At 65.2% G+C, this 25,856-nt stretch carries 24 protein-coding genes; 12 read left to right on the top strand and 12 right to left on the bottom strand.

What is annotated here, in order from left to right; all coding sequences use genetic code 11:
- The first annotated feature begins 51 nt into the window (after window positions 1-51).
- Genes ACNEOT_RS05035 through ACNEOT_RS05025 form a run of 3 tightly spaced genes read left to right on the top strand, consistent with a single transcriptional unit; the run spans window position 52 to window position 1,905 of the window.
- On the top strand, window positions 52-618 hold the full coding sequence (locus tag ACNEOT_RS05035; protein ID WP_415972636.1) for a CGNR zinc finger domain-containing protein: 567 nt from the start codon (window positions 52-54) through the stop codon (window positions 616-618).
- 57 nt (window positions 619-675) lie between these two features.
- Window positions 676-960, top strand: a complete 285-nt coding sequence (locus tag ACNEOT_RS05030) for a hypothetical protein (RefSeq protein ID WP_415972634.1) — start codon at window positions 676-678, stop codon at window positions 958-960.
- A gap of 42 nt (window positions 961-1,002) precedes the next feature.
- On the top strand, window positions 1,003-1,905 hold the full coding sequence (locus tag ACNEOT_RS05025; RefSeq protein ID WP_415972632.1) for a polysaccharide deacetylase family protein: 903 nt from the start codon (window positions 1,003-1,005) through the stop codon (window positions 1,903-1,905).
- On the opposite strand, the gene ACNEOT_RS05020 is transcribed toward ACNEOT_RS05025, so the two are convergent.
- The 3 genes from ACNEOT_RS05020 to ACNEOT_RS05010 all read right to left on the bottom strand — a co-directional run bounded on the left by ACNEOT_RS05020 (window position 1,860) and on the right by ACNEOT_RS05010 (window position 6,375).
- On the bottom strand, window positions 1,860-2,759 hold the full coding sequence (locus ACNEOT_RS05020) for a family 16 glycosylhydrolase (RefSeq protein WP_415972631.1): 900 nt from the start codon (window positions 2,757-2,759) through the stop codon (window positions 1,860-1,862). The genes ACNEOT_RS05025 and ACNEOT_RS05020 overlap by 46 nt on opposite strands.
- Window positions 2,760-2,882: 123 nt before the next feature.
- Entirely contained in the window at window positions 2,883-4,517 is a 1,635-nt protein-coding gene (locus ACNEOT_RS05015; RefSeq protein WP_415972630.1) for a DUF222 domain-containing protein, read from the bottom strand.
- A gap of 46 nt (window positions 4,518-4,563) precedes the next feature.
- Entirely contained in the window at window positions 4,564-6,375 is a 1,812-nt protein-coding gene (locus ACNEOT_RS05010; protein ID WP_415972628.1) for a multicopper oxidase family protein, read from the bottom strand.
- Between the two features lie 117 nt (window positions 6,376-6,492).
- Here ACNEOT_RS05010 and ACNEOT_RS05005 point away from each other — a divergent pair, with 117 nt between their 5' ends.
- Window positions 6,493-7,563 (top strand): ABC transporter ATP-binding protein, encoded by a 1,071-nt coding sequence (locus ACNEOT_RS05005; RefSeq protein ID WP_415972626.1) that lies wholly within the window; start codon window positions 6,493-6,495, stop codon window positions 7,561-7,563.
- A gap of 56 nt (window positions 7,564-7,619) precedes the next feature.
- Here ACNEOT_RS05005 and ACNEOT_RS05000 read toward each other — a convergent pair whose 3' ends face one another.
- Both ACNEOT_RS05000 and ACNEOT_RS04995 read right to left on the bottom strand, forming a co-directional pair.
- Entirely contained in the window at window positions 7,620-8,642 is a 1,023-nt protein-coding gene (locus ACNEOT_RS05000; protein WP_415972625.1) for an aspartate-semialdehyde dehydrogenase, read from the bottom strand.
- A 3-nt stretch (window positions 8,643-8,645) separates the two neighbouring features.
- Window positions 8,646-9,911 (bottom strand): aspartate kinase, encoded by a 1,266-nt coding sequence (locus ACNEOT_RS04995; RefSeq protein WP_415972623.1) that lies wholly within the window; start codon window positions 9,909-9,911, stop codon window positions 8,646-8,648.
- A 137-nt stretch (window positions 9,912-10,048) separates the two neighbouring features.
- Between ACNEOT_RS04995 and ACNEOT_RS04990 the strand changes: the two genes are divergently transcribed.
- Together ACNEOT_RS04990 and leuA are read left to right on the top strand one after the other, a co-directional pair.
- Window positions 10,049-11,725 (top strand): FUSC family protein, encoded by a 1,677-nt coding sequence (locus ACNEOT_RS04990; protein ID WP_415972621.1) that lies wholly within the window; start codon window positions 10,049-10,051, stop codon window positions 11,723-11,725.
- 151 nt (window positions 11,726-11,876) lie between these two features.
- On the top strand, window positions 11,877-13,688 hold the full coding sequence (gene leuA / locus ACNEOT_RS04985; RefSeq protein WP_415972619.1) for a 2-isopropylmalate synthase: 1,812 nt from the start codon (window positions 11,877-11,879) through the stop codon (window positions 13,686-13,688).
- Window positions 13,689-13,832: 144 nt separating this feature from the next.
- Here the strand turns inward: leuA and ACNEOT_RS04980 are convergent, their stop codons facing one another.
- On the bottom strand, window positions 13,833-14,759 hold the full coding sequence (locus ACNEOT_RS04980; RefSeq protein WP_415972618.1) for a LysR family transcriptional regulator: 927 nt from the start codon (window positions 14,757-14,759) through the stop codon (window positions 13,833-13,835).
- A 72-nt stretch (window positions 14,760-14,831) separates the two neighbouring features.
- Between ACNEOT_RS04980 and ACNEOT_RS04975 the strand changes: the two genes are divergently transcribed.
- From ACNEOT_RS04975 to ACNEOT_RS04965, 3 genes are read left to right on the top strand one after another with little or no spacing between them, the layout of a single operon-like run.
- Window positions 14,832-15,728, top strand: a complete 897-nt coding sequence (locus ACNEOT_RS04975; protein ID WP_415972616.1) for an EamA family transporter — start codon at window positions 14,832-14,834, stop codon at window positions 15,726-15,728.
- Window positions 15,729-15,779: 51 nt separating this feature from the next.
- On the top strand, window positions 15,780-17,042 hold the full coding sequence (locus tag ACNEOT_RS04970; protein WP_415972614.1) for a MurT ligase domain-containing protein: 1,263 nt from the start codon (window positions 15,780-15,782) through the stop codon (window positions 17,040-17,042).
- On the top strand, window positions 17,035-17,739 hold the full coding sequence (locus ACNEOT_RS04965; RefSeq protein ID WP_415972612.1) for a type 1 glutamine amidotransferase: 705 nt from the start codon (window positions 17,035-17,037) through the stop codon (window positions 17,737-17,739). The genes ACNEOT_RS04970 and ACNEOT_RS04965 overlap by 8 nt, the downstream gene beginning before the upstream one ends.
- 20 nt (window positions 17,740-17,759) lie before the next feature.
- On the opposite strand, the gene ACNEOT_RS04960 is transcribed toward ACNEOT_RS04965, so the two are convergent.
- From ACNEOT_RS04960 to ACNEOT_RS04950, 3 genes are all read right to left on the bottom strand, one after another.
- On the bottom strand, window positions 17,760-18,797 hold the full coding sequence (locus ACNEOT_RS04960; protein WP_415972611.1) for a type IV toxin-antitoxin system AbiEi family antitoxin domain-containing protein: 1,038 nt from the start codon (window positions 18,795-18,797) through the stop codon (window positions 17,760-17,762).
- Window positions 18,798-18,891: 94 nt separating this feature from the next.
- Window positions 18,892-19,500 (bottom strand): recombination mediator RecR, encoded by a 609-nt coding sequence (recR, locus tag ACNEOT_RS04955; protein WP_032379989.1) that lies wholly within the window; start codon window positions 19,498-19,500, stop codon window positions 18,892-18,894.
- Between the two features lie 9 nt (window positions 19,501-19,509).
- Window positions 19,510-19,848, bottom strand: coding sequence for a YbaB/EbfC family nucleoid-associated protein (locus ACNEOT_RS04950; protein ID WP_032395293.1), 339 nt, complete (start codon window positions 19,846-19,848; stop codon window positions 19,510-19,512).
- 120 nt (window positions 19,849-19,968) lie between these two features.
- Here ACNEOT_RS04950 and ACNEOT_RS04945 point away from each other — a divergent pair, with 120 nt between their 5' ends.
- Complete coding sequence (locus tag ACNEOT_RS04945) at window positions 19,969-20,631, top strand: hypothetical protein (protein WP_415972609.1); 663 nt, start codon at window positions 19,969-19,971, stop codon at window positions 20,629-20,631.
- On the opposite strand, the gene ACNEOT_RS04940 is transcribed toward ACNEOT_RS04945, so the two are convergent.
- On the bottom strand, window positions 20,628-21,062 hold the full coding sequence (locus tag ACNEOT_RS04940; RefSeq protein WP_415972608.1) for an SRPBCC family protein: 435 nt from the start codon (window positions 21,060-21,062) through the stop codon (window positions 20,628-20,630). The genes ACNEOT_RS04945 and ACNEOT_RS04940 overlap by 4 nt on opposite strands.
- Before the next feature lie 258 nt (window positions 21,063-21,320).
- On the opposite strand from ACNEOT_RS04940, the gene ACNEOT_RS04935 reads away from it, so the two are divergent.
- Together ACNEOT_RS04935 and ACNEOT_RS04930 are read left to right on the top strand one after the other, a co-directional pair.
- Complete coding sequence (locus ACNEOT_RS04935) at window positions 21,321-22,766, top strand: FAD-binding oxidoreductase (RefSeq protein WP_415972606.1); 1,446 nt, start codon at window positions 21,321-21,323, stop codon at window positions 22,764-22,766.
- On the top strand, window positions 22,763-24,079 hold the full coding sequence (locus ACNEOT_RS04930) for a class I SAM-dependent methyltransferase (protein WP_415972604.1): 1,317 nt from the start codon (window positions 22,763-22,765) through the stop codon (window positions 24,077-24,079). The genes ACNEOT_RS04935 and ACNEOT_RS04930 overlap by 4 nt, the downstream gene beginning before the upstream one ends.
- Before the next feature lie 21 nt (window positions 24,080-24,100).
- On the opposite strand, the gene ACNEOT_RS04925 is transcribed toward ACNEOT_RS04930, so the two are convergent.
- Window positions 24,101-24,883: an alpha/beta fold hydrolase gene (locus tag ACNEOT_RS04925; protein WP_415972603.1), complete on the bottom strand. Its 783-nt coding sequence runs from the start codon at window positions 24,881-24,883 to the stop codon at window positions 24,101-24,103.
- A 29-nt stretch (window positions 24,884-24,912) separates the two neighbouring features.
- Window positions 24,913-25,845, bottom strand: a complete 933-nt coding sequence (locus ACNEOT_RS04920) for an oxygenase MpaB family protein (RefSeq protein ID WP_415972601.1) — start codon at window positions 25,843-25,845, stop codon at window positions 24,913-24,915.
- Between the last annotated feature and the right edge of the window lie 11 nt (window positions 25,846-25,856).

The raw sequence follows: 25,856 nt of genomic DNA, 5'->3' as shown, positions 1-25,856 counted from the left end.
AGCCAGTTCTACCTTTCGCCGCCCCGTTTCGCAACCGGCTAAGATGGTTCCATGCCTGAAGGGTTTCCCGATTTTCGCCCCGGTAACGTCCTGTCGACCGCCTTCACCGGGACGCTCACGGAACGATGCGGCGACCCTGTCGAACGCATTCCGGTGCCGCACCGGCTCGTCGACTGGTTGGCGATGAACGGGCTCGCCGTCGATACGTGCACCGACGCGCAACTGGACCAGGCACGCGAACTGCGGGAGGCGATTCATCTCGCCGCAACTGCTGCTGCAGTCGACGACACACTGCCCACGTCGGCCGTACGAACCATCAACGATCACAGCGTTCGCGGGCAGGCCGCCGCTGTTCTCACTGCCGAGGGCAACCAACGGTGGCTACTGAGCTCGCCGTCATCCGTCGAAGACGCCTTGGGTGTCATCGCGGCTGACGCCATCGGGATCATCGCCGGCGAGCGAGACGGCACATTGGCGCTGTGCGCGTCCCCGACGTGCCGGGCCGCCTTCTTCGACACCAGTCAAAGCCGTTCTCGTAGGTGGTGCGACATGAACACCTGCGGTAACCGCCAGAAGAAGGCCCGATTCGCAGCCAACCGACGAAAGCACGCTCCGTAATCGGCTCAACGTCGGGCACACTGGCCTGGAATCAGTGAACCCGAAAACGGAAGGTCGATGGAAGTGGTCGGTCGTTCGGTAAGCCCCGAGGATGTTTTGCCCGACGGAGCCGAGACGGCTTCGTTCGACGGATGCGAGATCCGCAAAGGAACCGTCGCGGCGTTCGTTGCGAACGCGCGAGCGCTCGACGACGCCGAACCCGGATCCGAGGTCCACCGAGAATTGATCGCCGCGTTGACCTCGCTCGCACCGCAACTGGCAGCCATAGGACTGTTCGAGGTTTTCGAGCCGCGGAATCCGCAGATCGCACAAGTGGTCGAGGCCGCGATCCACGCGCGCTGATTCACCAGTTTGCGAAGAACCACTGCGGGCAATGCTCCCGCCATGCCACTCGCCTCGCACGGTCGGTTCGACTACTCCCCCATCGGCGATCGCGTGCAGTTCGACTGGCCGGGTGGGGCGCGCCTCGCGGTGTACGTGGCTGTCAACTGCGAGCATTTTCCGTACGACGACGGCGAGCCCGGGTTGGGTTACACGCCCGCGATGGATCAGCCGAACACCTACAACTGGGGCTGGCGCGAGTACGGAAACCGAGTCGGCGGCTTTCGGATCGCAGACACGTTGCAACAGAGCGGAATTCGCCCGACCCTGCTCGTCAATACCGAGGTGTACGACCACGCCCCGCAGCTGATCGACACCTTCCGCGCCCTCGATGCCGAGGTAGTCGCGCACGGACGAACCAACGCTGTACAACCGAACGACCAAGACGAGGACGTCGAGCGCCGCTCGATCGAGGAGGTCACCGCCGCCATCGAGCGGCACGAGGGAGCACCGCCTCGGGGTTGGATGAGCCCCGGGGCCAATCCCAGCCGAGCGACCGAAGACCTGCTTGCCGAACGCGGCTACGAGTACACCCTCGACTGGCCCATCGACGATCAGCCGGTGTGGCTGAAGACCCGGGGAGGTCCGCTGCTCAGCATCCCGTACCCGCACGAGGTGAACGATCTACCGGTGTTCGTCCACCATCACCAGACCGCAATGACGTTCGAGCGCAACATCATCGACAGTTTCGACGAAATGAAGGCAAACTCCGCGCATCAGCCCGTGGTGTTGGCGATCTCCGTGCACACGTTCCTGACCGGACAGCCCTACCGCCTCCGACGGTTCCGCGCCGCGCTCGAGCACATGGCCGACAACAGCGACGGCGTCTGGTTCACCACCCCGGGCGAGATCGCAGCGCACTACCGCGCAGCAGTCGAAGCGCCGACACCGTCGAGCGAGACGTAGTCCACGAGAAGGGTTGCCGGAAACACCGTCGACGAGTCGGGATTGCCGGACATGGTTCCGCCTACCGCGAGATCGAACAGCACATGGAACGGCCGGTCGAACACCCAGGTCGCGCCGGACGGCAAGTCCTCCTGATGTATCTCGAAGTACGGCGTTCCATCGAGCGACCAGGTGACCGAATCGGCGCTCTTGTCTACGGCGTAGGTGTGAAACTCGGCCGACAGGTCGACCTTCGAGTCGTACTCGCCGGTGATTCCGCCGTCGTCGGAATATCCCGGGCCGTGCACCGTGCCGTTGACGATGCCGAGTTCACTGCCGATGATCTCGGCGACATCGATCTCTCCGTCGTCCGGCCACGCATCAGGAGAACCGCCCAGCATCCAGAACGCCGGCCACAAGCCCAGTCCGGCAGGCACTTTCATGCGCGCCTCGGCGTGACCGGTATCGAGAGTCACCGTCCCCATCGAGTTGATTCGTCCTGACGTGAACGGGCAGTCGTCGCCGGTCCAACACGGTGCATCCGTACCTGCCGGCGTAGGACGGGCGGTGATGGCGAGGTTGCCGTTGCCGTCGAGCGCCAGGTTGTCCGCACTGTCGGTGTAGTACTGCAGTTCACTGTTTCCCCAACCGTCGAACTCTGCGTTACCGATGTCGACGGTCCAGACCTTCGAGTTGGGTGCCGCCCCTCCCGGCCCTGAGAAGTCGTCCCTGAACGAAAACGGGCTTGGGTCGGTGGGCGTCGGTTCGGAGGGCGTCGGTTCGGAGGGCGTCGGTTCGGAGGGCGTCGCACAACTGGCTGATCCGAGCATGGAGAACACACAGACCAGCGCGACCGACCAGACTCTTCGTGACACGCGCCGAATATAAGCCGTCGCCCGCGCGGCTGCATTCCCACCTGCCAGACCGCGGCCGCTCGAACTCGCGGCAGGAGACCGGTATCGAGCCCTCTATCCCCGCGGCTGATCGGTCGAACCGTGTCAGGCCGCGCGTTGTTTTCGGCGGTGGTAGCTGGGGATGGGTTGTCTTCTGGGGTCGACGGATTCGGGTGGGATGGCGTAGGGGTGCCCGTCCTCACCCATGATCAGTTGCCAGTCGCTTTGGTGGACGAGTCGGTGGCATTCGCCGCAGACCAGGGCGAGGTTGTTCAGATCGGTTGTGCCGCCGTGTTCCCAGAATTTCACGTGGTGGGCTTGGCACCACTGTGCGGGGCGGCCGCACATCACGCAGCATGTGTCGCGGATGGTCAGCGCGATGCGTTGGTCGTCGGTGGCGAGTCTGGTGGTGCGACCGAGCGCGAGGGGGACGCCGTGGTGGTCGACGATGACGGGAGTCAGGTCGGCGTCGCAGGTGATGAGTTCGGCGAGGTTGCGGCTCATCGGTCCGGTCCAGTCGAAGTGGAACGGCCAGTCGGCGTCGGCAGGCCCGGGCGCAGACTTCTCCCCGGAACCATCACTACCGGCACCATGACCACGATCGGTTCTGCTGCGGTCGGCGGTGCTGCGACCCGCGTCGATGTCTCCGGCTCCATCGCGGTCGGAATCGCCGGCACCGGTACCGCTTTCGCGGTCACCGCTGCCGGATCGGCCGGCCCCGTAGGCGAGCAGATCCCGCAACGGCACGATCAGGTGCACCGACGCCCGCGCACCACCGGCCGTTTCGCGGGTGCTCCCGCGTAGGTGTCGGTCGAGTATCTGATCGAGTGCGTCGGCGCGGCGCTTGGACGGACTACGCGGGTCGCGTTCCCCGCCCGGACCCGGTTGCGGTGCGGTCAACCTCGACAGTGCGGTGAGAAGTTTCTCGGCCAACAACCGGTCGACACTGCCACCGAGCTGAAAGCGCCCGTTCGCAAGACGATGAACATCGAACCGGTTCAGGCCAGGGTTCTCCGACACCGGTACCGGCGGCGGTCCCGGCGGAACAGGTTCGGGCCCAGCCGGTTCCGGATGCCCAGCAGTGCTCGCGGCATCCGTGCCATCGCCAGCTGCTGAGCCGCCAGCATCATCCGAGTCACCCGCATCATCCGAGTCACCCGCGCCATCGGCGTTGTCACTGGCGTCCGCCCCCGCCACGGCCCCGCTCGCCTGTTCCCGTTCGCGTCGTTCTTTGTCCGCCTTCTCCGCCTTTTCCGCCTTCTCGTGTCGAGCTCTGGCGTCGTCAGCGGCGGAATGCGCCAGTGCTTGTGCACGGGAGGCGACCTGCCCGGCGGTGCTCCGCCGAGCGGTGTCGAGGAGTTCGGCGACCACGGCGTCGCGGTGTTGCTCGTCCAGGGAGGGGTCGGCAACCACCACGGTGTCGTAACCGTCCGCGATCGCGAACGCATGCGCGGCATGGATCTCACCGGTCGCGAGGGCGTCGAGAACACTGGGCCGGTCGGTGAGCCAGTACCCCAATGCCACTTGGCGGGTGGCGGACCCGTCGGTGATCCGTACCGACCGCGCGTACCACCGGGTGACGGTGGAGTACCCGAGCTTCATCGCCAGACCGCGCCGGTCCATCTCCGCCAGCACCGTGTATTTGGCTGCGGCGAGGGCACTTTCGTGCGACGACACGTCAGCGAGCGCGGAGACCAATTCCTGGTCCGCGAACCCCGACACATCCCCCGATGCCTTCACACCACGAAAGCTATACCCACCCACCGACAACTTCTTGCGGCGCAGTTCAGGGAGCGACAGTGCGGTACCGCAACATCATTTCGTGGTCCTCGTGGTCGAGCATGTGGCAGTGCCACATGTAGCCCTGCAACTCGCTCGAACCACCCATGTCGTGCCCACCGTGCTCTCCCCCGCCGTGGTGCGTGGCCGGGCCGGCGAAGGTGGCGTCGGGGTCGAAGCCGAGTTCGTCGGCCGTCGGGAATCGGACGAGGATCTGCGTGACGGTGCCCGGGTAGGTGTTGACGGTGTCTTTCCAGCCGGCTTCCCATGCCGCAGGCGGCACAGACGGTCCGGTGAGGAACTTCTCCACCGGCGGAGCCCAGCGGGTACCGAACGCGGGCCGGGGGAAGTCGCGTTGGTATGCGGCGAGGTCGATCGGGATTCGTCCCAGCGTCCGAAAGTGCGCTAGGTGCAGGTGAATTGGGTGCGGCTCCACCGTCGTGTTGACGATGTTCCACATCTCCACCGTGCCCTGCTTGGGCATCTCGATATCCGGGTCGGAGTACCTCAGGTTGTTCAGGTTCATCAACGTCATGTCCAGGTTGAGCCCACCGGACGGTTGATTGACGGTGACAGTGCGCGTGAATGTCGCAGTCGGCAACGGCGGCAACAGATCCGGCTGTCCCTTGCCTCCGCGCAACAGCGTCGGCATGCCGCCCCGGAACCCAGCCGCGGACGCGACGCGGAACTGGCAGAACAGCGGCATCGGCACCGCACCGAGCGATGCGGCCTGGGCGGGCGGCGGCTCGTCGTTGAGCAACTCGATCAGTGCGCCCGGTTCGACGGCCCCGAAGTCGACGAGGATGTCGGCGCGCTCGGCGGGCGCGAGTCGGATACTGGTGGCTTCCACCGGGGCGTCGAGCAATCCCCCGTCGTTACCTATGACCCAGAAGCGAAGTCGGTTGGTGAAGAACAGGTTCCACACGCTGTACGAACCGGCGTTGACGACTCGCAGTCGGTACATCCCCCGGGCGACTTCCATCGTCGGCCAGATCTTGCCGTTGACGACGCCCACGTCTCCGGTGCCGCCGCCTTCCCATTTCCCCTGCGGCACGGTGATATTGGAGCGAATGCTCATGCTGCCGTCGGGATTCATGATCTTTTCCTGCAGCACCAGCGGCAGCTCGAACTCCCCCGACGGCAGACCGAGTGCGTTGTCGGAAGTGCCGGTGTCCCAACGATCTCGGACCAGGTTCGTTCCGAGCAGGCCGGCGTAGACGTTGATGCGCGTCATCGACATCGCGTGGTCGTGGTACCACAGCCCCGCGGCGTCGTTGAGCCCCGGGAAGTTGTGTGTCATCGATTCACCCGGTCGCACCGGCATCTCGGAGTGCCCGTCGCTGGCCGGTTCGGTGATGCTGCCGTGCAGGTGCAGTGACGTCGGCGTCATCGTGCGGTCCATCTCGCTCATGCCGTGCAGCGAGGTGTCGATGTCGGCGGCGAGAGGATTACCGGTGGTGGTGTTCGAGTACTTCAGCGTCCAGGGCTGGCCTTGCTGCGACTCGATGGTGGGGCCGAGGTAGTCGCACTCGCCGTAGCCGAAGGTGGGCCCGGGCCGCAGATCGGCGTGGAAGGCGTGGGTGGAGCTGTGGGCGTCCAACGTCACCTGAGTTCCGCTGATCAGTGGCAACCGAGGCAACTCGTCGCGGAACGGCGTCAGCGGTGGTGAGTGGAACAGCAGCGGGCTCTGGCCGCGGAGAAAGTCGTCGGCCAAGGCCCGACGCGTCGTCGACGCCACCGGAATGGCAGCGGCACCGGCGGCTACCGCGGCCACGGCGAGCCCACGTAGGGCGGTTCGTCTGGACACAGCTCCGCTCACCCGGCCACCTCTCTCCTGGTTGTGACTGAGGCCATACTATGTGCACGTCGGCTTCCGCCGTCACCCCACACTCGGATCGTCCGGCACGTTCCTGCCGGTGGAGGGATCTATTTCGTCATGGCAACAATCACGTTCGAGCGCACCACCAGGCTGTTTCCGGGCTCTGACGCCCCGGCGGTGAACGAGCTCGACCTGCACATCGAGGACGGCGAGTTCCTCGTTCTGGTCGGTCCGTCCGGCTGCGGTAAGTCGACGTCGCTGCGAATGCTCGCGGGGCTCGAAGAGGTCAATTCCGGTCGCATCCTCATCGGCGGCAAGGACGTCACCAATTCCGAACCCAAGGATCGCGACATCGCGATGGTGTTCCAGAACTACGCTCTGTATCCGCACATGACCGTCGCGGAGAACATGGGCTTCGCGCTGAAGCTTGCGAAGGCCAACAAGGAAGACATCCGCGCTCGCGTCGAAGAAGCCGCGAAGCTGCTCGACCTCGAGCCGTACCTCGATCGTAAGCCCAAGGCGCTCTCCGGCGGCCAACGTCAACGAGTTGCCATGGGACGCGCCATCGTTCGTCAACCACAGGTGTTCCTGATGGACGAGCCGCTGAGTAACCTCGACGCCAAACTTCGGGTCCAGACGCGGACGCAGATCGCGCAGCTGCAGCGCCGGCTCGGCACCACCACCGTCTACGTCACCCACGATCAGGTCGAGGCCATGACGATGGGCGATCGCGTCGCAGTGCTCAAAGGTGGTGTGCTGCAACAGTGCGCCACTCCGCGCGAGCTGTATCGCACCCCGGTCAATGCGTTCGTCGCCGGGTTCATGGGCTCACCGTCGATGAACTTGTTCCGCGCCCCGGTCACCGACGGCGGCGTTCGCCTGGCCGATCAGGTGATTCCCGTTCCGCGCGAAACCATCGGTTCGGCAACGGAGGTGATGTTCGGTATCCGCCCCGAGCACATCGAGATCGCCGGCAGCGGCATCGCTCTCGAGATCGACGTGGTCGAGGAACTCGGATCCGAGGCGTTCGTATTCGGTCGCGCAGACATCAACGGCCACACCGAAACTATCGTCGCGCGGGCCGATTGGCGCAGCCCACCCGAGAAGGGCGATCGCGTCCACGTGCGTATCGACGACGCTCACGCGCACATCTTCGACGCATCGGCCGAGGGCCTGCGCCTCAACTGAGCATCCCCCGTCGTGCGCGTTTTGCGTAGCTGGAGCTACGCAAAACGCGCACGACGTCAGACCAGCAGTTCTGCGATCTGAATCGTGTTGAGCGCGGCACCCTTACGCAGGTTGTCGCCCGAAACGAACAGCGCCAATCCGCGGCCCTCGGGAACGCCGGGGTCCTGACGGATGCGGCCCACCAGGGATGCGTCCTTACCTGCGGCCTGCAGAGGCGTCGGCACATCCACCAGCTCGACACCGGGTGCCGATGCCAACAGCTCCCGCGCCCGCTCGACCGAGAGCGGGTTGGCGAACTCGGCGTTGATCGACAGCGAGTGACCGGTGAACACGGGCACGCGCACGCACGTCCCGCTCACCAGAAGGTCGGGCAATCCGAGGATCTTGCGCGATTCGTTGCGCAGCTTCTGATCCTCGTCGGTTTCACCGGATCCGTCGTCGACCAACGCACCTGCCAGGGGCAGAACGTTGAAGGCGATGGGCGCGACGTACTTGTTCGGGGCCGGGAAATCCACCGACGAACCGTCGTGCACCAGCTTTTCGACGTCGCCGATGACGGCGCGCGCCTGGGTGGCGAGTTCCTCGACACCGGCGAGTCCGCTACCGGAGACGGCCTGGTAGCTCGAGACGATCAAGCGCTGGAGGCCCGCCTCGTCGTGCAGCACCTTGAGCACCGGCATCGCGGCCATGGTGGTGCAGTTGGGGTTGGCGATGATGCCGCGGGGCGGGTTCTTCGCTGCCTCGGGGTTGACTTCGCTGACCACCAGCGGCACGTCGGAGTCCTTGCGGAACGCCGACGAGTTGTCGATGACGACCGCGCCGGCTGCAGCGAATCGCGGTGCCTGCTCCCGCGAGAGCGTGGCACCGGCCGAGAACAGGGCGATGTCGATTCCGGTGAGATCGGCGGTGGACGCGTCCTCGACGATGATCTCCTCGCCGCGGAACGGCAGCTTCTTGCCCGCCGAGCGAGCCGAAGCAAAGAATCGAACGGTGTCGGCGGGGAAGTTACGCTCCTCCAACAGAGTTCGCATGACGGCACCGACCTGGCCGGTGGCTCCTACGACTGCAACTGTGGTCATCTTCTATCGTCCTGTTCCTGCGTGTACGACGGCTTCTTCGTCGCCGCCGAGATCGAAGGCGGCGTGCAGTACCCGCACCGCGTCGTCGAGCTGGGTGTCGCTGACCAGCACCGAGATTCGAATCTCCGAGGTGCTGATCAGGTCGATGTTGATCGACGCGTCGGCCAGGGCCTCGCAGAACGTCGCGGTGACGCCGGGGTGACTCTTCATGCCGGCACCGACGAGGGAGACCTTGCCGATGTGATCGTCGTAGAGCACCTGCGCGAAGCCGATCTCGGCTTGGAGCTTGGTGAGCTTCTCCACTGCCGTCGGGCCGTCGGCCTTGGGGCAGGTGAAGGTGATGTCGGTCTTGCCCGTGTCGATCTTGGAGACGCCCTGGAGCACCATGTCGATGTTGATCTCGGCGTCGGCGACGGCGCGGAAGACCTTGGCGGCGTAGCCCGGCGAGTCGGGGATACCGACGACGGTGACCTTCGCCTCGCTGCGATCGTGTGCGACGCCGGTGAGAATTGCTTCTTCCACTGGAATGTCCTCCATAGATCCGGAGACGATCGTTCCGGGTTTCGTGGTGTACGACGAGCGCACGTGAACGGGAACGTTGTAACGACGGGCGTATTCGACGCAGCGCAGCATCAGCACTTTCGCGCCGCAGGCCGCCATCTCCAGCATCTCCTCGAACGAGACGGTGTCGAGGTGACGGGCATTGGGCACGATGCGCGGATCGGCGGTGAAGATGCCGTCGACGTCGGTGTAGATCTCGCAGACGTCGGCGTTCAGTGCTGCGGCGAGCGCAACGGCGGTGGTGTCCGATCCACCGCGTCCGAGCGTGGTGACGTCCTTGCTGTCCTGGCTGACGCCCTGGAACCCGGCGACGAGCACGATCGAACCCTCGTCGAGAGCGCTGCGCACTCGGCCGGGGGTGACGTCGATGATCTTGGCGTTGCCGTGCACGCTGGTGGTGACGACGCCTGCCTGCGAGCCGGTGAACGACCGCGCCTCGGCACCGAGCGAGTGAATGGCCATTGCGACCAGTGCGTTGGAGATGCGTTCACCCGAGGTGAGCAGCATGTCCATCTCACGGGCCGGCGGGGCCGGGCACACCTGCTGGGCCAGGTCGAGCAGTTCGTCGGTGGTATCGCCCATGGCCGACACGACCACGACGACGTCGTTGCCCGCCTTCTTGGTCTCGACGATTCGTTCAGCGACGCGTCGGATGCGTTCGGCGGTCCCCACCGACGATCCACCGTACTTCTGGACGATGAGAGCCACGCGTTTTACCTCCGCTGGATAGCCGACAACCGTTCGATTGTCCGCGGGTCACCTTACCGAGCGAATGCCCCGCGCAGTGGTCCGGGTAGCTCCGAGCTGGGATTTTAGGCCCCCTCGCCTGCTTTAACATGTTTCCGGTGACCATTCCCGAGCATCGCCCACCCCCGCCCGCGCGAGGTCTGCGGGTGCTCTTCGGGCTTCCCGCCGTCGGACGTCGTTGGCCGGGTGGACTGCGCTCGGCGCTGGCCTTCGGTGTCCCCGCGATCCTGGCGTGGGTTCTCGGCTTCCACACCGAGGCGCTCCTGGTGGTCTCGGGCAGTTTCGCGGTCATCTACGGCGAGGGCCGTCCTTACCGCTCGCGTTGGTGGGTGGTGCTGGTCGCTGGCGGCGCGCTGGTGGCCTCGGTGTGGCTCGGCGCGACGGCCGGGCAGGTTGCGCTCGACCTCGGAAACACCGGCTGGGCGCGGATGATCCCCGTGACCGTGCTCTCGATCCTCGCCCTCGTCGCGGTCTACGTGATCGCTGCGCTGCGTCTCGGGCCGCCCGGGGCGTTCTTCTTCGTGCTGGTGTGCGCGGTGTCGTCGTACATCCCCAGTGCCGATATCAGCGCCGTCCGCGGAGCGGCCTGCGCGATCATCGGGGTGGCGTCGGCGCTGGTGGTGGCGATGTCCGGGGTGCTGCGGGATCCGCGAGGTCCCGAGCGGGAGGCCGTCGGTGCCGCGGTGGGAGCGATCGAGAAATACACGAGCTCGCCGACGGCGTCCGCGGCCGATCGACATGCAGCCGCCTCGCGTCTGCACGCGGCTTGGGCTGCTGTGTACGACGCCGGGGCCGCCCGGTTGGCATCGCGGCCGGTACTGGTCCAGACACTGTTCGATGCTCATCTGACGTTCGCGGCGGCAACCGCCCGGAGCACCGATCCGGATCGGGCGGTCGACTCCGTGCCCGATCAGTTGCCGCTCGCCCGGCCCGGCGTCGGGTACCGGTTGCGGCGATCGCTGCATCGCGATTCCCACGCGGCGTCCACCGCAATTCGAGTGTTCTGCGCGGCGGCCGCAGCCGGCAGCATCAGCGTTGCGCTGGAGCTGAGCAGGCCGGATTGGGCCATCATGGGCGCGGTTCTGGTGCTGCAGCAAGGTCCCGACCGCGTGCACGGCACCTACCGGGGCATGCAGCGACTCGGCGGAACGTTGGCCGGGGTCGTGCTGTTCTCGGCGGTCTATCTTTCTCCGCTGTCGGGGTTGGCCGTCATCGTGGTGTTGATGGTGCTGCAGTTCGCGATCGAAATCTCGGTCGCGCGCAATTACGGCCTCGCAGTCACGTTCATCACCCCACTGGCGTTGCTGATGGGCACGATCTCGCATCCCGGGGCTCCGCTGGAGGGCATCGTCGTCGATCGGGTCGTCGAAACGACCGTGGGTGTCGCACTTGCGTTCGCAGCACTGTGGTTGCTGCTGCCCGGTGCCTTCCGACGCGCACTGCACTGGTCCGATGGTCGGGTTCTTCGGCTCGCCGCAGAACTGGTGACGGTTCTGCGCACCGACACCGTCACTGCGCCACACACTCTGACGCTCAGGCGCGACGTCCAGTTCGAGTTGGTCGGCTCGGCGCTCGCGGGTGCCGAAGCGGCACACAACGATCGGCGTTGGGCGCATCGAGTATGGACGCTGCATGCGACGGTCGATCGGCTGGGATACGAACTGCTCGCGCACTGTTGGACCGTCGGCGACGACGGACGAACGAACGACGTCGAGCGCTGGCAGCACCGACTCGACGAGGTCACTGCGAAATTCGAGTCGCCGACCCTGGGGTAGCCCTCCTGTGTGCGGTAGTACACTCAGCCCATGCTGCGAGCTCTCCTTCTTAACAGCCGCGACGGGGTCTGAGACCAGACTGGCTTCCCGTCGCGGGGTTCGTTGCGCCGGTCGAACACATTGCTCTGATCTGTACGGAGAGACGAAGACCATGTCACCAGCCGACGCATTCACCTCGGGATCTCGCACCATCACCCCGCCCTCGCGGCCCGCGCCCAGCGATCAGCCCGCGTGGAACACCCAGAAGAACTCCTCGATGCCCACCTTCCGTTATCGGCCGTTCGCCGAGGAAGTGGAGCCCATCACCCTCCCCGACCGCACGTGGCCGGACAAGATCATCGACCGGACGCCGCAGTGGTGCGCCGTGGATCTGCGCGACGGCAACCAGGCGCTGATCGACCCGATGAGCCCGGCGCGCAAGCGCCGCATGTTCGACCTGCTCGTTCGCATGGGCTACAAGCAGATCGAGGTCGGCTTCCCGTCGGCCAGCCAGACCGACTTCGATTTCGTCCGCGAGATCATCGAGGACGGCGCGATTCCCGACGACGTCACCATTCAGGTGCTCACGCAGTGCCGTCCCGAGCTCATCGAGCGCACGTTCGTCGCGTGCGAGGGTGCCCGCAGCGTCATCGTGCATTTCTACAATTCGACGTCGATCCTGCAGCGCCGCGTGGTGTTCCGGGCCGATCGTGACGTCATCAAGAAGATCGCCACCGACGGTGCCCGCAAGGTTCTCGAAGAAGCAGCCAAGTTCCCCGATACCGATTGGCGCTACGAGTACTCACCCGAGTCCTACACCGGCACCGAACTTTCCTACGCGAAAGAGGTGTGCGACGCGGTCACCGCGATCATCGATCCCACACCCGCCAAGCCGCTGATCCTGAATCTGCCTGCCACCGTCGAGATGGCGACGCCCAACGTCTACGCCGACTCGATCGAGTGGATGAGCCGCAATCTCGACCGCCGCGACAGCATCGTGCTGTCGCTGCACCCGCACAACGACCGCGGAACCGGTGTTGCTGCAGCAGAACTCGGCTACCAGGCCGGCGCTGACCGCATCGAGGGCTGCCTGTTCGGTAACGGCGAACGCACCGGCAACGTCTGCCTGGTCACGCTCGGACTGAACCTGTTCACCCGCGGCGTGGATCCGCAGATCGACTTCTCCAACATCGACGAGGTTCGTCGAACGGTGGAGTACTGCAACCAACTTCCCGTCGCCGAGCGGCACCCCTACGGTGGCGATCTGGTCTACACCGCCTTCTCCGGCAGCCACCAGGACGCCATCAACAAGGGCCTCGACGCAATGAAAGTCGCTGCGGACCAACAGGGTTCGGACATCGGCGACGTCACCTGGCAGGTTCCGTACCTGCCCGTCGACCCGAAGGACGTCGGGCGCACGTACGAGGCCGTCATCCGCGTCAACTCGCAGTCCGGCAAGGGCGGCGTCGCGTACATCATGAAGTCCGATCACGGACTGAACCTGCCGCGTCGCCTGCAGATCGAGTTCTCCCAGGCCGTCCAGCGCATCACCGACGGCGAGGGCGGCGAGGTCTCTCCCAAGGAGATGTGGGACGTCTTCGCCGAGGAGTACCTGACGCCGATCCGTCCACTCGAGCGCATCAAGCAGTCGGTCCAGGCCGCGGAGGTCGACGGTGGCACCGACATGATCACCGCGACGGTCAAGGTCGACGGCGTCGAGCAGGAAATCTCCGGCTCCGGCAACGGTCCGCTCGCCTCGTTCGTCGACGCACTGTCCACCATCGGTTACGACGTCAGCGTGCTCGACTACTCCGAGCACGCCATGTCCGCAGGCGACGACGCCCAGGCCGCCGCCTACGTCGAGGCCTCGGTCACCTCGCCCGCCGGTGTCGCCACCACGGTCTGGGGCGTCGGAATCGCGACGTCGATCACCACCGCGTCACTGCGCGCCGTGGTCTCGGCTGTGAACCGCGCGCTGCGCTGATCCGGACAAGCGAAAGCCGCCCACCCCTGTCACGGGTGGGCGGCTTCGTCGTATGTCAGAACTGCTGTCGGGACGATGTGCCGGCTGGGGCGCGGCGCATGTACAACCACGTCAGCACAGTGAACACCCGGCTCGTTACTCAGGCTAACTCAGACGGCTTCGCTGCGGTAGGTCCGATTTCCCGGTCGTCGCATTCACCTCCGCCGCGAAAGCGTCCAACACGGTGGAGATCGCGGGTAGTCGGCGCGCATCAGGACGCGTCGCGAGTTCGTAGATGCGCCCCGCCCGCACGCCCGACAATGGAATTCTGATCAAATCCGGATGCACGACGGCGTAGCGCGGCATCAGGGCCACGCCGTGCCCGGCCGCGACCAAGACCTCGGTGACGCGAAAGTCGTTCACTCGCTGCACTACTCGGGGTTCGACGCCCGTGGCGGCGGCCACCGACAGCAGCACGTCGTCGACCGGGAATCCTCCGCGCACGCTGATCCACTGCTCGTCGACCAGATCTCGGAGGTCGATCGATTCATGGTGCGCCAGGGCATGATCGGACGACAGCACCAGGTCGATGGGTTCACGCATGAGCGTCGTCACTTCGATGCGGGAACCCGCGGTCGAAGGCGACCGCTCGTCCCGGTGCGTGAGCACCACGTCGTAATCCGCCAGAAGTTCGGGAACCGAGGATGCAGGCAAGTCCTCGTCGCGGGCATCGATGTCGACCTCCGAGTTCGCCAGACGCGTCAGCACCCCGGGCAGCAGCAGAGCAGCACCGGACGGGAACAGAGCAACTCGCACGCGTCCCCGCGGGGACGCTCGGTATCGATCCATCTCGGCCGATGCGCGGGCGAGAGCGGCGAGCACGTCGTCGGTTCTGAGCACCAGTGCACGTCCGGCGTCGGTGAGTCGAAGTCGACGGCCGGCGGGTTCGAGCAGTGTCACCCCCGCCTCGCGGGCCAACAGCTTGAGCTGCTGAGACACTGCCGACGGTGTCATCGACAACGCGTCGGCGACAGCGGCAACGGTCCCGCGATCGGCGAGTTCTCGGAGGATCCTGAGCCGCTCGACGTTCATGCAGTAAATCTTAACTATTGCTGCGAATATATTCGATTGTGCTGATCATTTGTCACCGTCACGATTGACGGCATGACCACTCGCGACCGCCTCCTCGGACTGACCGTCGCCGTGCTGTGGGGCCTGAACTTCCTCGCCATCCGCGTCGGGCTCGATCACTTTCCGCCCTTCTTCTTCGCCGCGCTGCGGTTCCTGGTCATCGCGGTCCCCGTCGTGCTGCTCGTCCCACGCCCCAAGGTGCCGCTCAAATGGCTGCTGCTGTACGGCTTCGGGTTCGGCTTCCTCCAGTTCGCCTTCCTGTTCGCGGCCATGGCGGCCGGCATGCCCACCGGGTTGGCGTCGCTCGTTCTGCAGTCGTCCGCCCCGTTCACCGTCGTTCTCGGCGCGGTTCTGCTGCGCGAACACGTCTCCCGTAGGCAGGCCATCGGCATCGGGATCGCCGTGCTCGGCATGGTGCTGATCGGTTGGGACCGTGCGCAGAACGCCACCCTGCTGCCGGTGATCCTGACCCTGCTCGCCGGGCTCGGCTGGGCGTTCGGCAACCTCGGAAACCGACTCGCCAAGTCCGACTCGCCGATGACGCTGATGCTGTGGATGACCGTCGTGCCGCCGGTGCCGATGCTCGCCCTGTCCGCGATCGTCGAGGGGCCGAGCGCCGGGTGGAACGCACTGACGGAATCGTTCGGTCCGCAGGGCTGGCCCGGCTTGGTCGCGTTGGCCTACATCGTGATTCCCGCCACGATCATCGGCAGCGGCCTGTGGAGCATTCTGATGAGTCGCAACCCCGCCGGCCTCGTCGCTCCGTTCTCCCTGTTGGTCCCCGTCGTCGGCATCGCCGGTGCGTGGATATTCCTGGGTGAGGACCCGTCGATACTCGCGCTGATCGGCGGCGTCGTCGTGATCGGCGGATGCCTCGGCGGCATGGCTGTCCGCAGGCCCACCGAAGTGCTGGAGAAAGCGCCGGTGTGACGGGCCACCGCCGACATGAAACCGCACGCTCTTCTGTGCCAGACTCGGCGGATGGTTGAAGTGGGTGAGCGCAGACGTATCGGCGCACGTGGCCGCGTGGCACTGCGCGCGGCGGAGCTGGCGACCTGGGCGTCTCGCAAGGCAGGCCGGGGCAAGGGCTCGATGATCGGCGGGCTCGTCGCCCTCAAGATCGATCCGAGCATCCTCGGCGGTCTCGGCCGTGGTCGACGCACCGTCATCGTCACCGGAACCAACGGCAAGTCCACCACCACCAGAATGACGGCTGCGGCGCTGGCCACTCTCGGCGACGTCGCCACCCAGGCCGACGGCGCGAACATGGACGCAGGCATCGTCGCCGCACTGCACGCCCATTTCGATGCCGAGCTGGCTGCCCTCGAGGTCGACGAGTTGCACGTCCCCCACGTGTCCGACGCAGTGGACCCGGCAGCCATCGTGTTGCTCAACCTCAGTCGCGATCAACTCGACCGAGTCGGCGAGATCAACATGATCGAACGCAAGCTGCGCGCCGGCTTGGCCCGGCATCCCGAGACGGTCGTCATCGCCAACTGCGACGACGTCCTGGTCACCTCCGCTGCGTTCGACGCCCCGAACGTCGTGTGGGTCGCCGCCGGCGGCGGGTGGGCGGGGGACTCGGTCAGCTGCCCCCGTACCGGCGAGCCCATCCTGTGGGAGGGCGAGCACTGGTACAGCACCGGCAGCGACTTCAAGCGCCCGACGCCGGATTGGTGGCTCGACGACGAAAACCTGTACGGCCCCAATGGTCTCGTGCTGCCGATGAAGCTGTCGCTGCCAGGAAAAGCCAACCGCGGCAACGCAGCTCAGGCCGTCGCCGCCGCCGTGACCCTCGGCGCGAGCGCAGAAGATGCCGTCGCCGCCGCGTCGAGCGTCGACGAAGTGGCCGGACGCTACTCCACCGTCCAGTACGGATCCCATTCCGTCCGAATGCTTCTCGCGAAGAACCCCGCCGGCTGGCAGGAAGCGCTGTCGATGATCGACCCCACCTGCGACGGACTCGTCATCGCCGTCAACGGTCAGGTACCGGACGGTGAAGACCTGTCGTGGTTGTGGGACGTTCGCTTCGAGCACTTCGAGAACGTCGCCGTCGTGGCCGCCGGTGAGCGCGCAACCGACCTCGGAGTACGTCTGCTGTACGCAGGATCACAGCACACCACCATCGCAGATCCGTTGCAGGCCATCGCATCCTGTCCACCCGGGCGCGTCGAGGTGCTGGCCAACTACACCGCGTTCCGCGATCTCGGGCGGGCGCTGGCACGTGAGGTGAAGGATGTCTGAGTCCACCGTTCGCATCGGCCTCGTCCTGCCCGACGTGATGGGCACCTACGGCGACAACGGAAATGCGCTCATTCTTCGGCAGCGACTGCGGATGCGCGACATCGACGCCGAGGTCGTGCAGATCACCCTCAGCGACCCGGTTCCCGATTCACTCGACGTGTATACCCTTGGTGGAGCCGAGGATTCGGCTCAACGCCTGGCGACGCGTCACCTCACCCGATACCCGGGACTGCAGAACGCGGCCGCCCGCGGCGTTCCGGTGCTCGCAATCTGCGCTGCGATCCAGGTACTGGGCCACTGGTACGAAACATCCGCGGGTGAACGCGTCGACGGCATCTCCCTGTTCGACGTCACCACCGCACCGCAGGCCACCCGATCCATCGGTGAAGTCGTCACCGAACCCGCGCTCGACGGCCTGAGCCAAAAACTCACCGGTTTCGAGAACCACCGCGGCGGAACAACTCTCGGCCTGGATGCATCCCCACTCGCCAAGGTCACCCACGGGGTGGGCAACGGCGTCGGCGACGGACGCGAAGGCGTCGTGCAGGGCTCTGTGATCGGCACCTACATGCACGGGCCGGTACTCGCCCGAAACCCGGAGTTGGCCGACTACTTGCTGGGGCGTGCCCTGGGGACGACTCTCGCTCCCCTCGACTTGCCCGAGGTTGCGCAACTGCGCAAGGAGCGGCTCCGGTAGTGCCTGCGGCAGTGGTGCGGTTAAGTGCCCTGGGCGGCACCTAACCGCACCACTGCGCAGCACTTCTCGCACGCATAGGACTCATCCGTCCATCCTTCCCGCACCAGCACATCGCGCACCTCGCGGAACACCCCGCATGGGTCGGTCGACACTTCCTGCCAGCCGTACACCAACCGAGGGCGCCCACTGAGCTCGGCGGCGTTGTCTCGCAGACGGTCTCTGAACCTGACGTTTTTTGCCGAATGGAAATGCTGACCGTCGAGGCGAACGATCAGACCACCTTGCGAATATTCGACATCCTCGAACAACACCCGATCACCGACATGATGCGGTGCTTGACGACGCCCGGACGGCAGCCCATGAGCTTGCTCGACATCTATTGCATACCGAAACTCGAGAACGGACTGGACTCCTCCCGCGAGTAGGGACAGGGCGTCGAGCAGAATCTTCTTGTAGCGACGCGGCCTCCGCAGTTCGATCTTTCGACGCATCGCCGATACCGACACCCTGCCGTTGGTCATCGCAGAGACGAAGGCGGCGGCGGCCTCGTGCGCCGCCGGTGCAGACACAGCCAAGTCCAGGGCAGTGTCTTCTCTGCTCGTCCGACGTGGGTCGGTATCGACACCGATATGTTCGATGGCCAACGACCGATGCACCAGGACACCGGGATGGATACACGCGTTGCTCAGCGATGTCGGCCGCGCCAGGACATGACGCATCGTCGGCGGCTGGCTGATGGCGGAGCAATTGCGCGGCACGGTCACATGGATGGGACCGGTGGACTCCCTCAGCATTCCCCACAGGTGCGCGGCGGTGTTGTGACTGAGGATCGCACCGCTGCCTCCGTACAGCAGCGCCGCCTGCAGCTCCATCTCCCGGCTGAGTGGACCGTTGGTCAGACATATGACGTTGCGAAACACTCGCAACCACTGACCCGTCTCGACGCGGTGACGGATGGCTTTCGGGGTGACGCCCGACGCGCGCAACTGAACGGTGGTCACCAATCCGTGCTGAGCATCGAGGACAGACTGCGGTATCCGGATCGCGTCGTTTTCCATGGCGGGATGATGCACCAGGGGTCCGACAGTGGCTTCGCCAGTGGTGCGAAAAGGTGCCGCCCAGGGCACTTAACCACACCACTGCCGCAGGCACTCACATACGACGCCGCCCGGTCAGAGCCCGCCCCAGCGTGAGTTCGTCCGCGAATTCGAGATCTCCGCCCATCGGCAGGCCCGAGGCGAGACGGGTGATTGCCAGGCCGGGGAAGTCGCGCATCATTCGCACCAGGTACGTCGCTGTTGCTTCGCCCTCGGTGTTGGGGTCGGTGGCGATGATGACTTCGGTGACGTCGACGCCGTCGTCCTGAGTTCCCACGCGAGTCAACAATTCTCGGATGCGCAGTTGATCAGGACCCACTCCGTTCAACGGATCGAGCGCCCCACCGAGCACGTGGTAGCGGCCTTTGAATTCTCGCGTGCGCTCTACTGCCTGAACATCTTTGGGCTCTTCGACGACGCAGATCATGGATCTGTCACGTCGCGAGTCCGCGCAGATCCGGCACAGTTCCTTGTCCGAGACCGTGCCGCAGACGATGCAGAACTGCACGCCGTCGCGGATGCGCTGCAGTGCGCGCATGAGCCTGTCCACCTCGGGAGGCTCGACGCCGAGGAGGTGAAAGGCTATGCGCTGGGCGCTTTTCGGACCGACCCCGGGAAACTTCCCGAGTTCGTCGATCAGATCCTGTACCGGACCTTCGTACACTCTTCTCGCCTAGAAGCCGGGAAGACCGAGCGAGCCGCCACCGAGACCGCCCGCGAGGGGACCGAGCTTCTCGCTCGCAACGTTCTGCGCCGCTTTGGACGCGTCGGCGATGGCACCGATCACCAGGTCCTGCAACGTTTCGACGTCATCCGGGTCGACGACCTTGGGGTCGATGGTCAGTCCGACCACTTCACCGGTTCCCTTGACGGTGGCGACGACGAGTCCGCCGCCCGCCTGACCGGTCACTTCGGTTTCCGCGATCTCGGCCTGCGCGGCCATCAGCTGCTGCTGCATCTGTTGGGCCTGCTGCAGGATCGATGCCATATCGGGCTGCTCACCGGGTTGCACTGTGCCGTCCTCTCGCGTGGGTCGAAGCGAACCCCAGCGTAGCCGCACCGGCATCGCAGACGTGCCGCCGCGCCACCTCGCTGACGATCCGTCAACACTGAGATGCGTATCGTTCTGCAGATGGATGTAACGACGAACCACGAGGGACACCACTCCCCTCGTAGGCGTCGGGTAACGCCGGAGACCATGGCCGAGGCGGGGATCGAGCTGACTCTGCCGAAGGTCTCGGTGAAGTCGGTGGCCGAGAGCCTGGGCGTGTCGATCGTGGCGATCTACAACAACATCGACGACCTCTGTTCGCTCAAGGCACTGGTGGCCGAGGAGATCCTGCGCAGGTGGTCGGCTCCGCTTCCCGGTGACGACGAATCCATGCACGACGCGTTGTTGACGCTCGCCGCCGCGCTGCGCGAACTGGTCCACAGCAACCCGGGCATCGCGGAGTACCTGATCGGGCTGACCCCCAGCTCGATCGATGCCATTCGCATGGCCGACACCGTGCAGACCCGCTACCGGGTTCGCTACGACCTCACTCCCAAGCAGGCGACATGGGCCGTCATCACCGTCTGCGAACATGCACTCGCGCTGGCCGAGATGGTCTACAACAGTGCCCGACGCGATCGTGAGTACGACGAGGTGATCGCGGCACGTACCGACCTCGACACCCTGCCGGGGGCCTACGACAACGTCGACCGCGGCCCCGACGGGATGTTCCTGTGGTCGATGCGCACCGTCGTCGTCGGAACTCTGACGCTCATCGAGGCCCCCGACTTCGAGCAGGTCTAGATCAATTCGCGACGCAAATTCTCCAGCGTCGCGGCCTGGATCTTCTTCAGGCCGAGCGGAGCGAAGGTCTTCTCGAAGAATCCGCCGATTCCGCCCGCGCCTTTCCACTCGGTCGTGGTGGTGACCGTGGTGCCGGCGCCATCCGGAGTGACGGACCAGGTGGTGACCATGGAGGAGTTGGCGTCGCGTTCGGTGATGGTGGTTCCGGCGACTGCGACGGTCGCGGCGACGTTGCGCACGCGCTTCTCGGTGGCCTGCAGGGTCCACTTCGCCACTGTTCCGTCACCCTGCCCGCCCTGAACGACCTCGTAGTCGCGGTACTGCTCGGGCAGGATGCGCGGGCGCACGGTCTCGTAGTCGGCGAGCGCGGCGAGCACCCGATCCGGTGTGGCAGCAATGGTGGCGGAACTGGATGCACTGACCTGGGCCACAGAAACGTTCTCCTTCGATTGTGAACGGGATGTGGATCCATCCTGCCTCGCCACGCGGCCCCGTCCGGCATTGCGCCGATCGAAGTGTGATGTGCTTCACGGATCGAATGTCGCGCCGAGCAAAACGCATGCATGCTGCAACCATTTGTCCGATTCACCCGAATCCATCACGTGGATTCGGCAACAGTTGCGTCAAGTTTCACCGCTCGGACGCCATCGCCGGTGGATACCAGGCGGTACGAGATATAGCGTCTGTACGTGGCTTCAGTGAATGCTCTTCTCGGACGACGGCCAGAACCGAGAGAGAGCGGTTACGCAGCGCATCGGTCGGGTGTCGAGCAGTTGCTTCGCAGCTATCGAGCGATCCCTGCCGATGCGACGGTGCGTCTGGCGAAGAAGACGTCCAATCTGTTCAGAGCACGGTCGACCTCGACCGCACCGGGGCTCGACGTATCGGGCCTGAGCAAGGTCATCACTGTCGACCCGACCACACGCACCGCCGATGTCGCCGGGATGTGCACGTACGAGGACCTGGTGGACGCGACGCTTCCCTACGGTCTCGCTCCCCTCGTCGTCCCGCAGCTCAAGACGATCACTCTCGGCGGTGCGGTCACCGGACTCGGCATCGAGTCGACGTCGTTTCGCAGCGGTCTCCCACACGAATCGGTACTCGAGATCGACGTGCTCACCGGCAACGGTGAAATCGTCACCGCGACGCCGGAGGGCGAACACGCTGATCTCTACTGGGGCTTTCCCAACTCGTACGGCACCCTCGGGTACTCCACTCGGCTGAAGATTCAGCTCGAACCCGTTCTGCCCTATGTCGCGTTGCGCCACCTGCGTTTTCACGATCTCGAGACGCTTCAGTCCACGATGGACGCCATCGTCAACCGCCGTGAGTACGACGGAATCGAGGTCCAGTACCTCGACGGTGTGGTGTTCAGTGCCGACGAAAGCTACCTCACGCTCGGCGTCCAAACGGATGAGCCCGGCCCGGTCAGCGATTACACCGGTGCCGACATCTTCTACCGCTCGATCCAACACGCATCGGACACACCGAAGACCGACCGCCTCACCATCCACGATTACCTGTGGCGCTGGGACACCGACTGGTTCTGGTGCTCCCGCGCGTTCGGAACACAGAACCCGAAAATTCGACGCTTCTGGCCGCGCAAGTACCGGCGCAGTAGTTTCTACTGGAAGTTGATCGGCCTCGATCGCAAGTACGACATCGGCGATCGCCTCGAGAAGCGCAAGGGAAACCCGCCTCGCGAGCGCGTCGTGCAGGATGTCGAGGTTCCGATCGAACACACCGCCGGCTTCGTGGCGTGGTTCCTCGACAACGTTCCCATCGAGCCGTTGTGGTTGTGCCCGTTGCGTCTTCGTGAGCCGGCGGCACCAGGAGCGAACCCGGCACGGCCGTGGCCGCTCTACCCGCTCGAGCCGAAGCGCACCTACGTCAACATCGGTTTCTGGTCCTCGGTCCCCATCGTGGCCGGCGAACCCGAGGGCGCGGCGAACCGCGCCATCGAGAAGAAGGTGACCGAGTTCGACGGGCATAAATCGCTGTACTCGGACGCTTACTACACCGAGGATGAATTCGCTGTGCTGTACGGCGGCGAAAGATACATCGAGCTGAAGAATAAATACGATCCCGAATCCCGATTGTTGGATTTGTACTCGAAGGCGGTGCAACGCAAATGACGACGTTCAAGGACTCCGGCAATCGGACGGCGAACGGTGCCCAGAAGCTCAAGATCTCCGAGATCCTGGAACTGATCTCCGACGGCAACATCCCGTTGCGTTTCACCGCGTACGACGGCAGCACCGCAGGACCCGAGGACGCGAAGATCGGACTCAACCTCAAGAGCCCACGCGGAACCACCTATCTCGCAACCGCTCCCGGCGATCTCGGCATGGCGCGGGCATACGTCTCGGGAGATCTCGAAGCAACCGGCGTCCATCCCGGCGACCCGTACGAGCTGCTTGCGCTGATGGGCGACGAGCTCCACTTTCGACGCCCCTCGGCAATGACACTGACATCGATCGCCCGTTCGCTCGGCTGGGATGTGTTGCGGCCCATCGCTCCCCCACCCCAGGAGGCAATTCCGCGGTGGCGTCGTATCGCAGAAGGGTTGCGCCACTCCAAGACTCGGGACGCCGAAGCGATCCACCACCACTACGATGTCTCGAACGCGTTCTACGAGAAGGTGCTCGGACCCTCGATGACGTACACGTGTGCGGCGTTCGAGAGCGTCGATCAGTCTCTGGAAGCTGCACAGGAGAACAAGTATCGCCTGGTGTTCGACAAGCTCGGCCTGCAACCGGGCGATCGGCTACTCGACATCGGCTGCGGTTGGGGCTCGATGGTTCGCTATGCCGCTCGCCGCGGAGTGCACGTCATCGGTGTGACGCTGTCGCAGGAGCAGGCGTCGTGGGCGCAGAAGGCCATCGCCGAGGAGGGTCTGTCCGAGTTCGCCGAGGTGCGGTTCTCCGATTACCGCGACGTGGCCGAGACCAACTTCGATGCCATCTCCTCCATCGGGTTGACCGAGCACATCGGTGTGCACAACTACCCGTCGTACTTCACGTTCATCCAGTCCAAGCTGCGCGACGGCGGCCGACTGCTCAACCACTCGATCACCCGGCCGGACAATCGCGCGCACGCCAAAGCCGGCAGCTTCATCGACCGATACGTCTTTCCCGACGGCGAGCTCACCGGCTCGGGGCGGATCATCACCGAAATCCAGGACGTCGGACTCGAGGTTCGGCACGAGGAGAACCTGCGCGAGCACTACGCACTCACCCTCGCCGGGTGGTGCCAGAACCTCGTGGACAACTGGGATGCCTGCGTCGCCGAGGCCGGCGAGGGCACAGCCCGCGTCTGGGGCCTCTACATGGCCGGCTCACGTCTGGGATTCGAGCGCAATGTGGTTCAGCTGCACCAGGTGCTGGCCGTCAAACTCGGACCGAAGGGGCAGGCGGACGTGCCTCTGCGGCCCTGGTGGAACGGCTGACGGTTGTGAGCGCACTTGGGTTCATCCACCCGTCGCACGCAGGATGACCCGGGCCGTCTCGGTCGGCTGATCCCAGTGCGGGAAGTGACCGCACTTGTCGAACCAATGCAGGGTGGCGTCGGGGAATCGCTCCAGCGCCACGCCTGCCTGGCTGGGCGTCGTGACCTTGTCCTGGCGACCCCAGCCGATGAGCAGCGATCCCTGCAACGACCCTTTCGGTGCACCGAGCTGCTTCGGTCCGCGGATCAGAGCCTTGCGGGCGGCGTCCAGTGACGGCGAAGTCTTGGACGAAAAGCCCTTCAGCTCCCGTTCGACCAATCCGCTCGGCAGTTTCCACGGCGCGGCCGAGAACTGAGCCAGCGCAGCGGTTCTGGTGACCGGGTTGCCGGCCAGGAACGGAACCAGCGGCTGCACCCGCTTCATCAGCGCCAGCGATGCCGTGATCGTGGCGCCGAAGATCTTGACCTGACGGTCGTTCCAGAAGCCACCCGGATCGAGCGCCACCATCGAGCCGCGGTGTCCACGCCGACCGAGTTCGACGACCATGCGCGCACCCATGGAGCTACCGACCAGATCGGCGTCGGCGAGTCCTTCTCTGTCGAGGAACGCTCGCAGCGCGTCGGTCAGGGAAGCGATGGACACCTCGGGTAGCGGCGGTGTCTGCCCGAATCCTGGTAGGTCGAGGGCGATGACCTGCCGGTGAGCGGCGAGGGCCGGGACGATCGGATCCCAGTTGCCGTGCGAGGACCCGAGCCCGTGGACGAGGACGAGCGGGGTACCGGTTCCGGTTCTGACGTTGTGCATACCCCGCGAGGTACCCCGAGCGCGCCGAACTACACCTTCGGGCTGTAGTGCGAGGGGTGCGCACGACGTTCCGCGGGCGGAAGATTGCGGGCGGGTGTGTGCAGCAACGGTGATGTTCTCGGAATCCGGCCCTTGACGCGGTCCCATCCGGCGCGGCCTCGCGGATGCAGTCGCCGCCGCGGTGGCACCAGCATGAACGCCAGGTTCACTGCCTTACCGAACAGCGCGAGACGCTTCTCGTCCTGCGCCGACCAGCTGTAGCCGAGCAGCTCACGCACGGGCTGGTCGTAGAGCCCGACGGTGATCCAGACGAACATCCTCGCCACCGGACGCCGAAGCACGGCCCACACCGGCTCCGGGAGCCAGGATGCGTACGGCGGTGGTCCCAGCTTCGACAGGTCCAGCACTCCGCGCGCGGCCATGTTGTCTTCCAACACGTCCGAGCACATGTGATTCCAGTACGTCTGGAACTCGGGCCACGTCGCGGGCACCGACCGCATGTTCATGCCGTACAGGCGGTACCACTGCACGTGCTCGTCGAACATCTGCACTTTCTGCTCTTCGGTCAGTCCACCCATGAAGTGATCGGCGGTGAGCACCGTACCCATGAAGAAGGTCGCGTGGGCCCAGTAGAACGTGTCGGGATCGAGCGCGTGGTACTTGCGTCCCTTGGCGTCGATTCCCTTGATGTTCGTGTGGTAGCCCCGCACCTGCAGGGCGGTCTTCTCGGCGCGATCGCCGTCGAACACGACCCCGCCGATGGGGTACAAGGACCGATACAGGCGCTGCCAGCGCTCGTCGAAGAACGTCGAATGTTGCTCCACTCCGGCACCGAGCCCGGGGTGCATGTTCTGCATCGACCCGGCCCAGACGCCCTGCAGCATTCCCCGCCAGTCGCCGAAGTACTTCCACGTGAGCGATTCGGGACCGAGCGGGACGGGTCGATCGGACTGACTACGCATGTTGTCAGACT

This window comes from Rhodococcus sp. 077-4, assembly GCF_047782425.1.
Classification (GTDB): Bacteria; Actinomycetota; Actinomycetes; order Mycobacteriales; family Mycobacteriaceae; genus Rhodococcoides.
Note: the sequence above shows the minus strand (reverse complement) of the source record. Positions and strands in the feature narration are given on the sequence as shown.

Coding starts and splice junctions, on each gene's coding strand:
- ACNEOT_RS05030 (WP_415972634.1), top strand. CDS start 676: ATGGAAGTGGTCGGTCGTTCGGTAAGCCCCGAGGATGTTTTGCCCGAC.
- ACNEOT_RS05025 (WP_415972632.1), top strand. CDS start 1,003: ATGCCACTCGCCTCGCACGGTCGGTTCGACTACTCCCCCATCGGCGAT.
- ACNEOT_RS04970 (WP_415972614.1), top strand. CDS start 15,780: ATGGTTGAAGTGGGTGAGCGCAGACGTATCGGCGCACGTGGCCGCGTG.
- ACNEOT_RS04980 (WP_415972618.1), bottom strand. CDS start 14,759: ATGAACGTCGAGCGGCTCAGGATCCTCCGAGAACTCGCCGATCGCGGG.
- ACNEOT_RS05035 (WP_415972636.1), top strand. CDS start 52: ATGCCTGAAGGGTTTCCCGATTTTCGCCCCGGTAACGTCCTGTCGACC.
- ACNEOT_RS04925 (WP_415972603.1), bottom strand. CDS start 24,883: ATGCACAACGTCAGAACCGGAACCGGTACCCCGCTCGTCCTCGTCCAC.
- leuA (WP_415972619.1), top strand. CDS start 11,877: ATGTCACCAGCCGACGCATTCACCTCGGGATCTCGCACCATCACCCCG.
- ACNEOT_RS04975 (WP_415972616.1), top strand. CDS start 14,832: ATGACCACTCGCGACCGCCTCCTCGGACTGACCGTCGCCGTGCTGTGG.
- ACNEOT_RS04930 (WP_415972604.1), top strand. CDS start 22,763: ATGACGACGTTCAAGGACTCCGGCAATCGGACGGCGAACGGTGCCCAG.
- ACNEOT_RS04920 (WP_415972601.1), bottom strand. CDS start 25,845: ATGCGTAGTCAGTCCGATCGACCCGTCCCGCTCGGTCCCGAATCGCTC.
- ACNEOT_RS04945 (WP_415972609.1), top strand. CDS start 19,969: ATGGATGTAACGACGAACCACGAGGGACACCACTCCCCTCGTAGGCGT.
- ACNEOT_RS05005 (WP_415972626.1), top strand. CDS start 6,493: ATGGCAACAATCACGTTCGAGCGCACCACCAGGCTGTTTCCGGGCTCT.
- ACNEOT_RS04960 (WP_415972611.1), bottom strand. CDS start 18,797: ATGGAAAACGACGCGATCCGGATACCGCAGTCTGTCCTCGATGCTCAG.
- ACNEOT_RS04965 (WP_415972612.1), top strand. CDS start 17,035: ATGTCTGAGTCCACCGTTCGCATCGGCCTCGTCCTGCCCGACGTGATG.
- ACNEOT_RS05000 (WP_415972625.1), bottom strand. CDS start 8,642: ATGACCACAGTTGCAGTCGTAGGAGCCACCGGCCAGGTCGGTGCCGTC.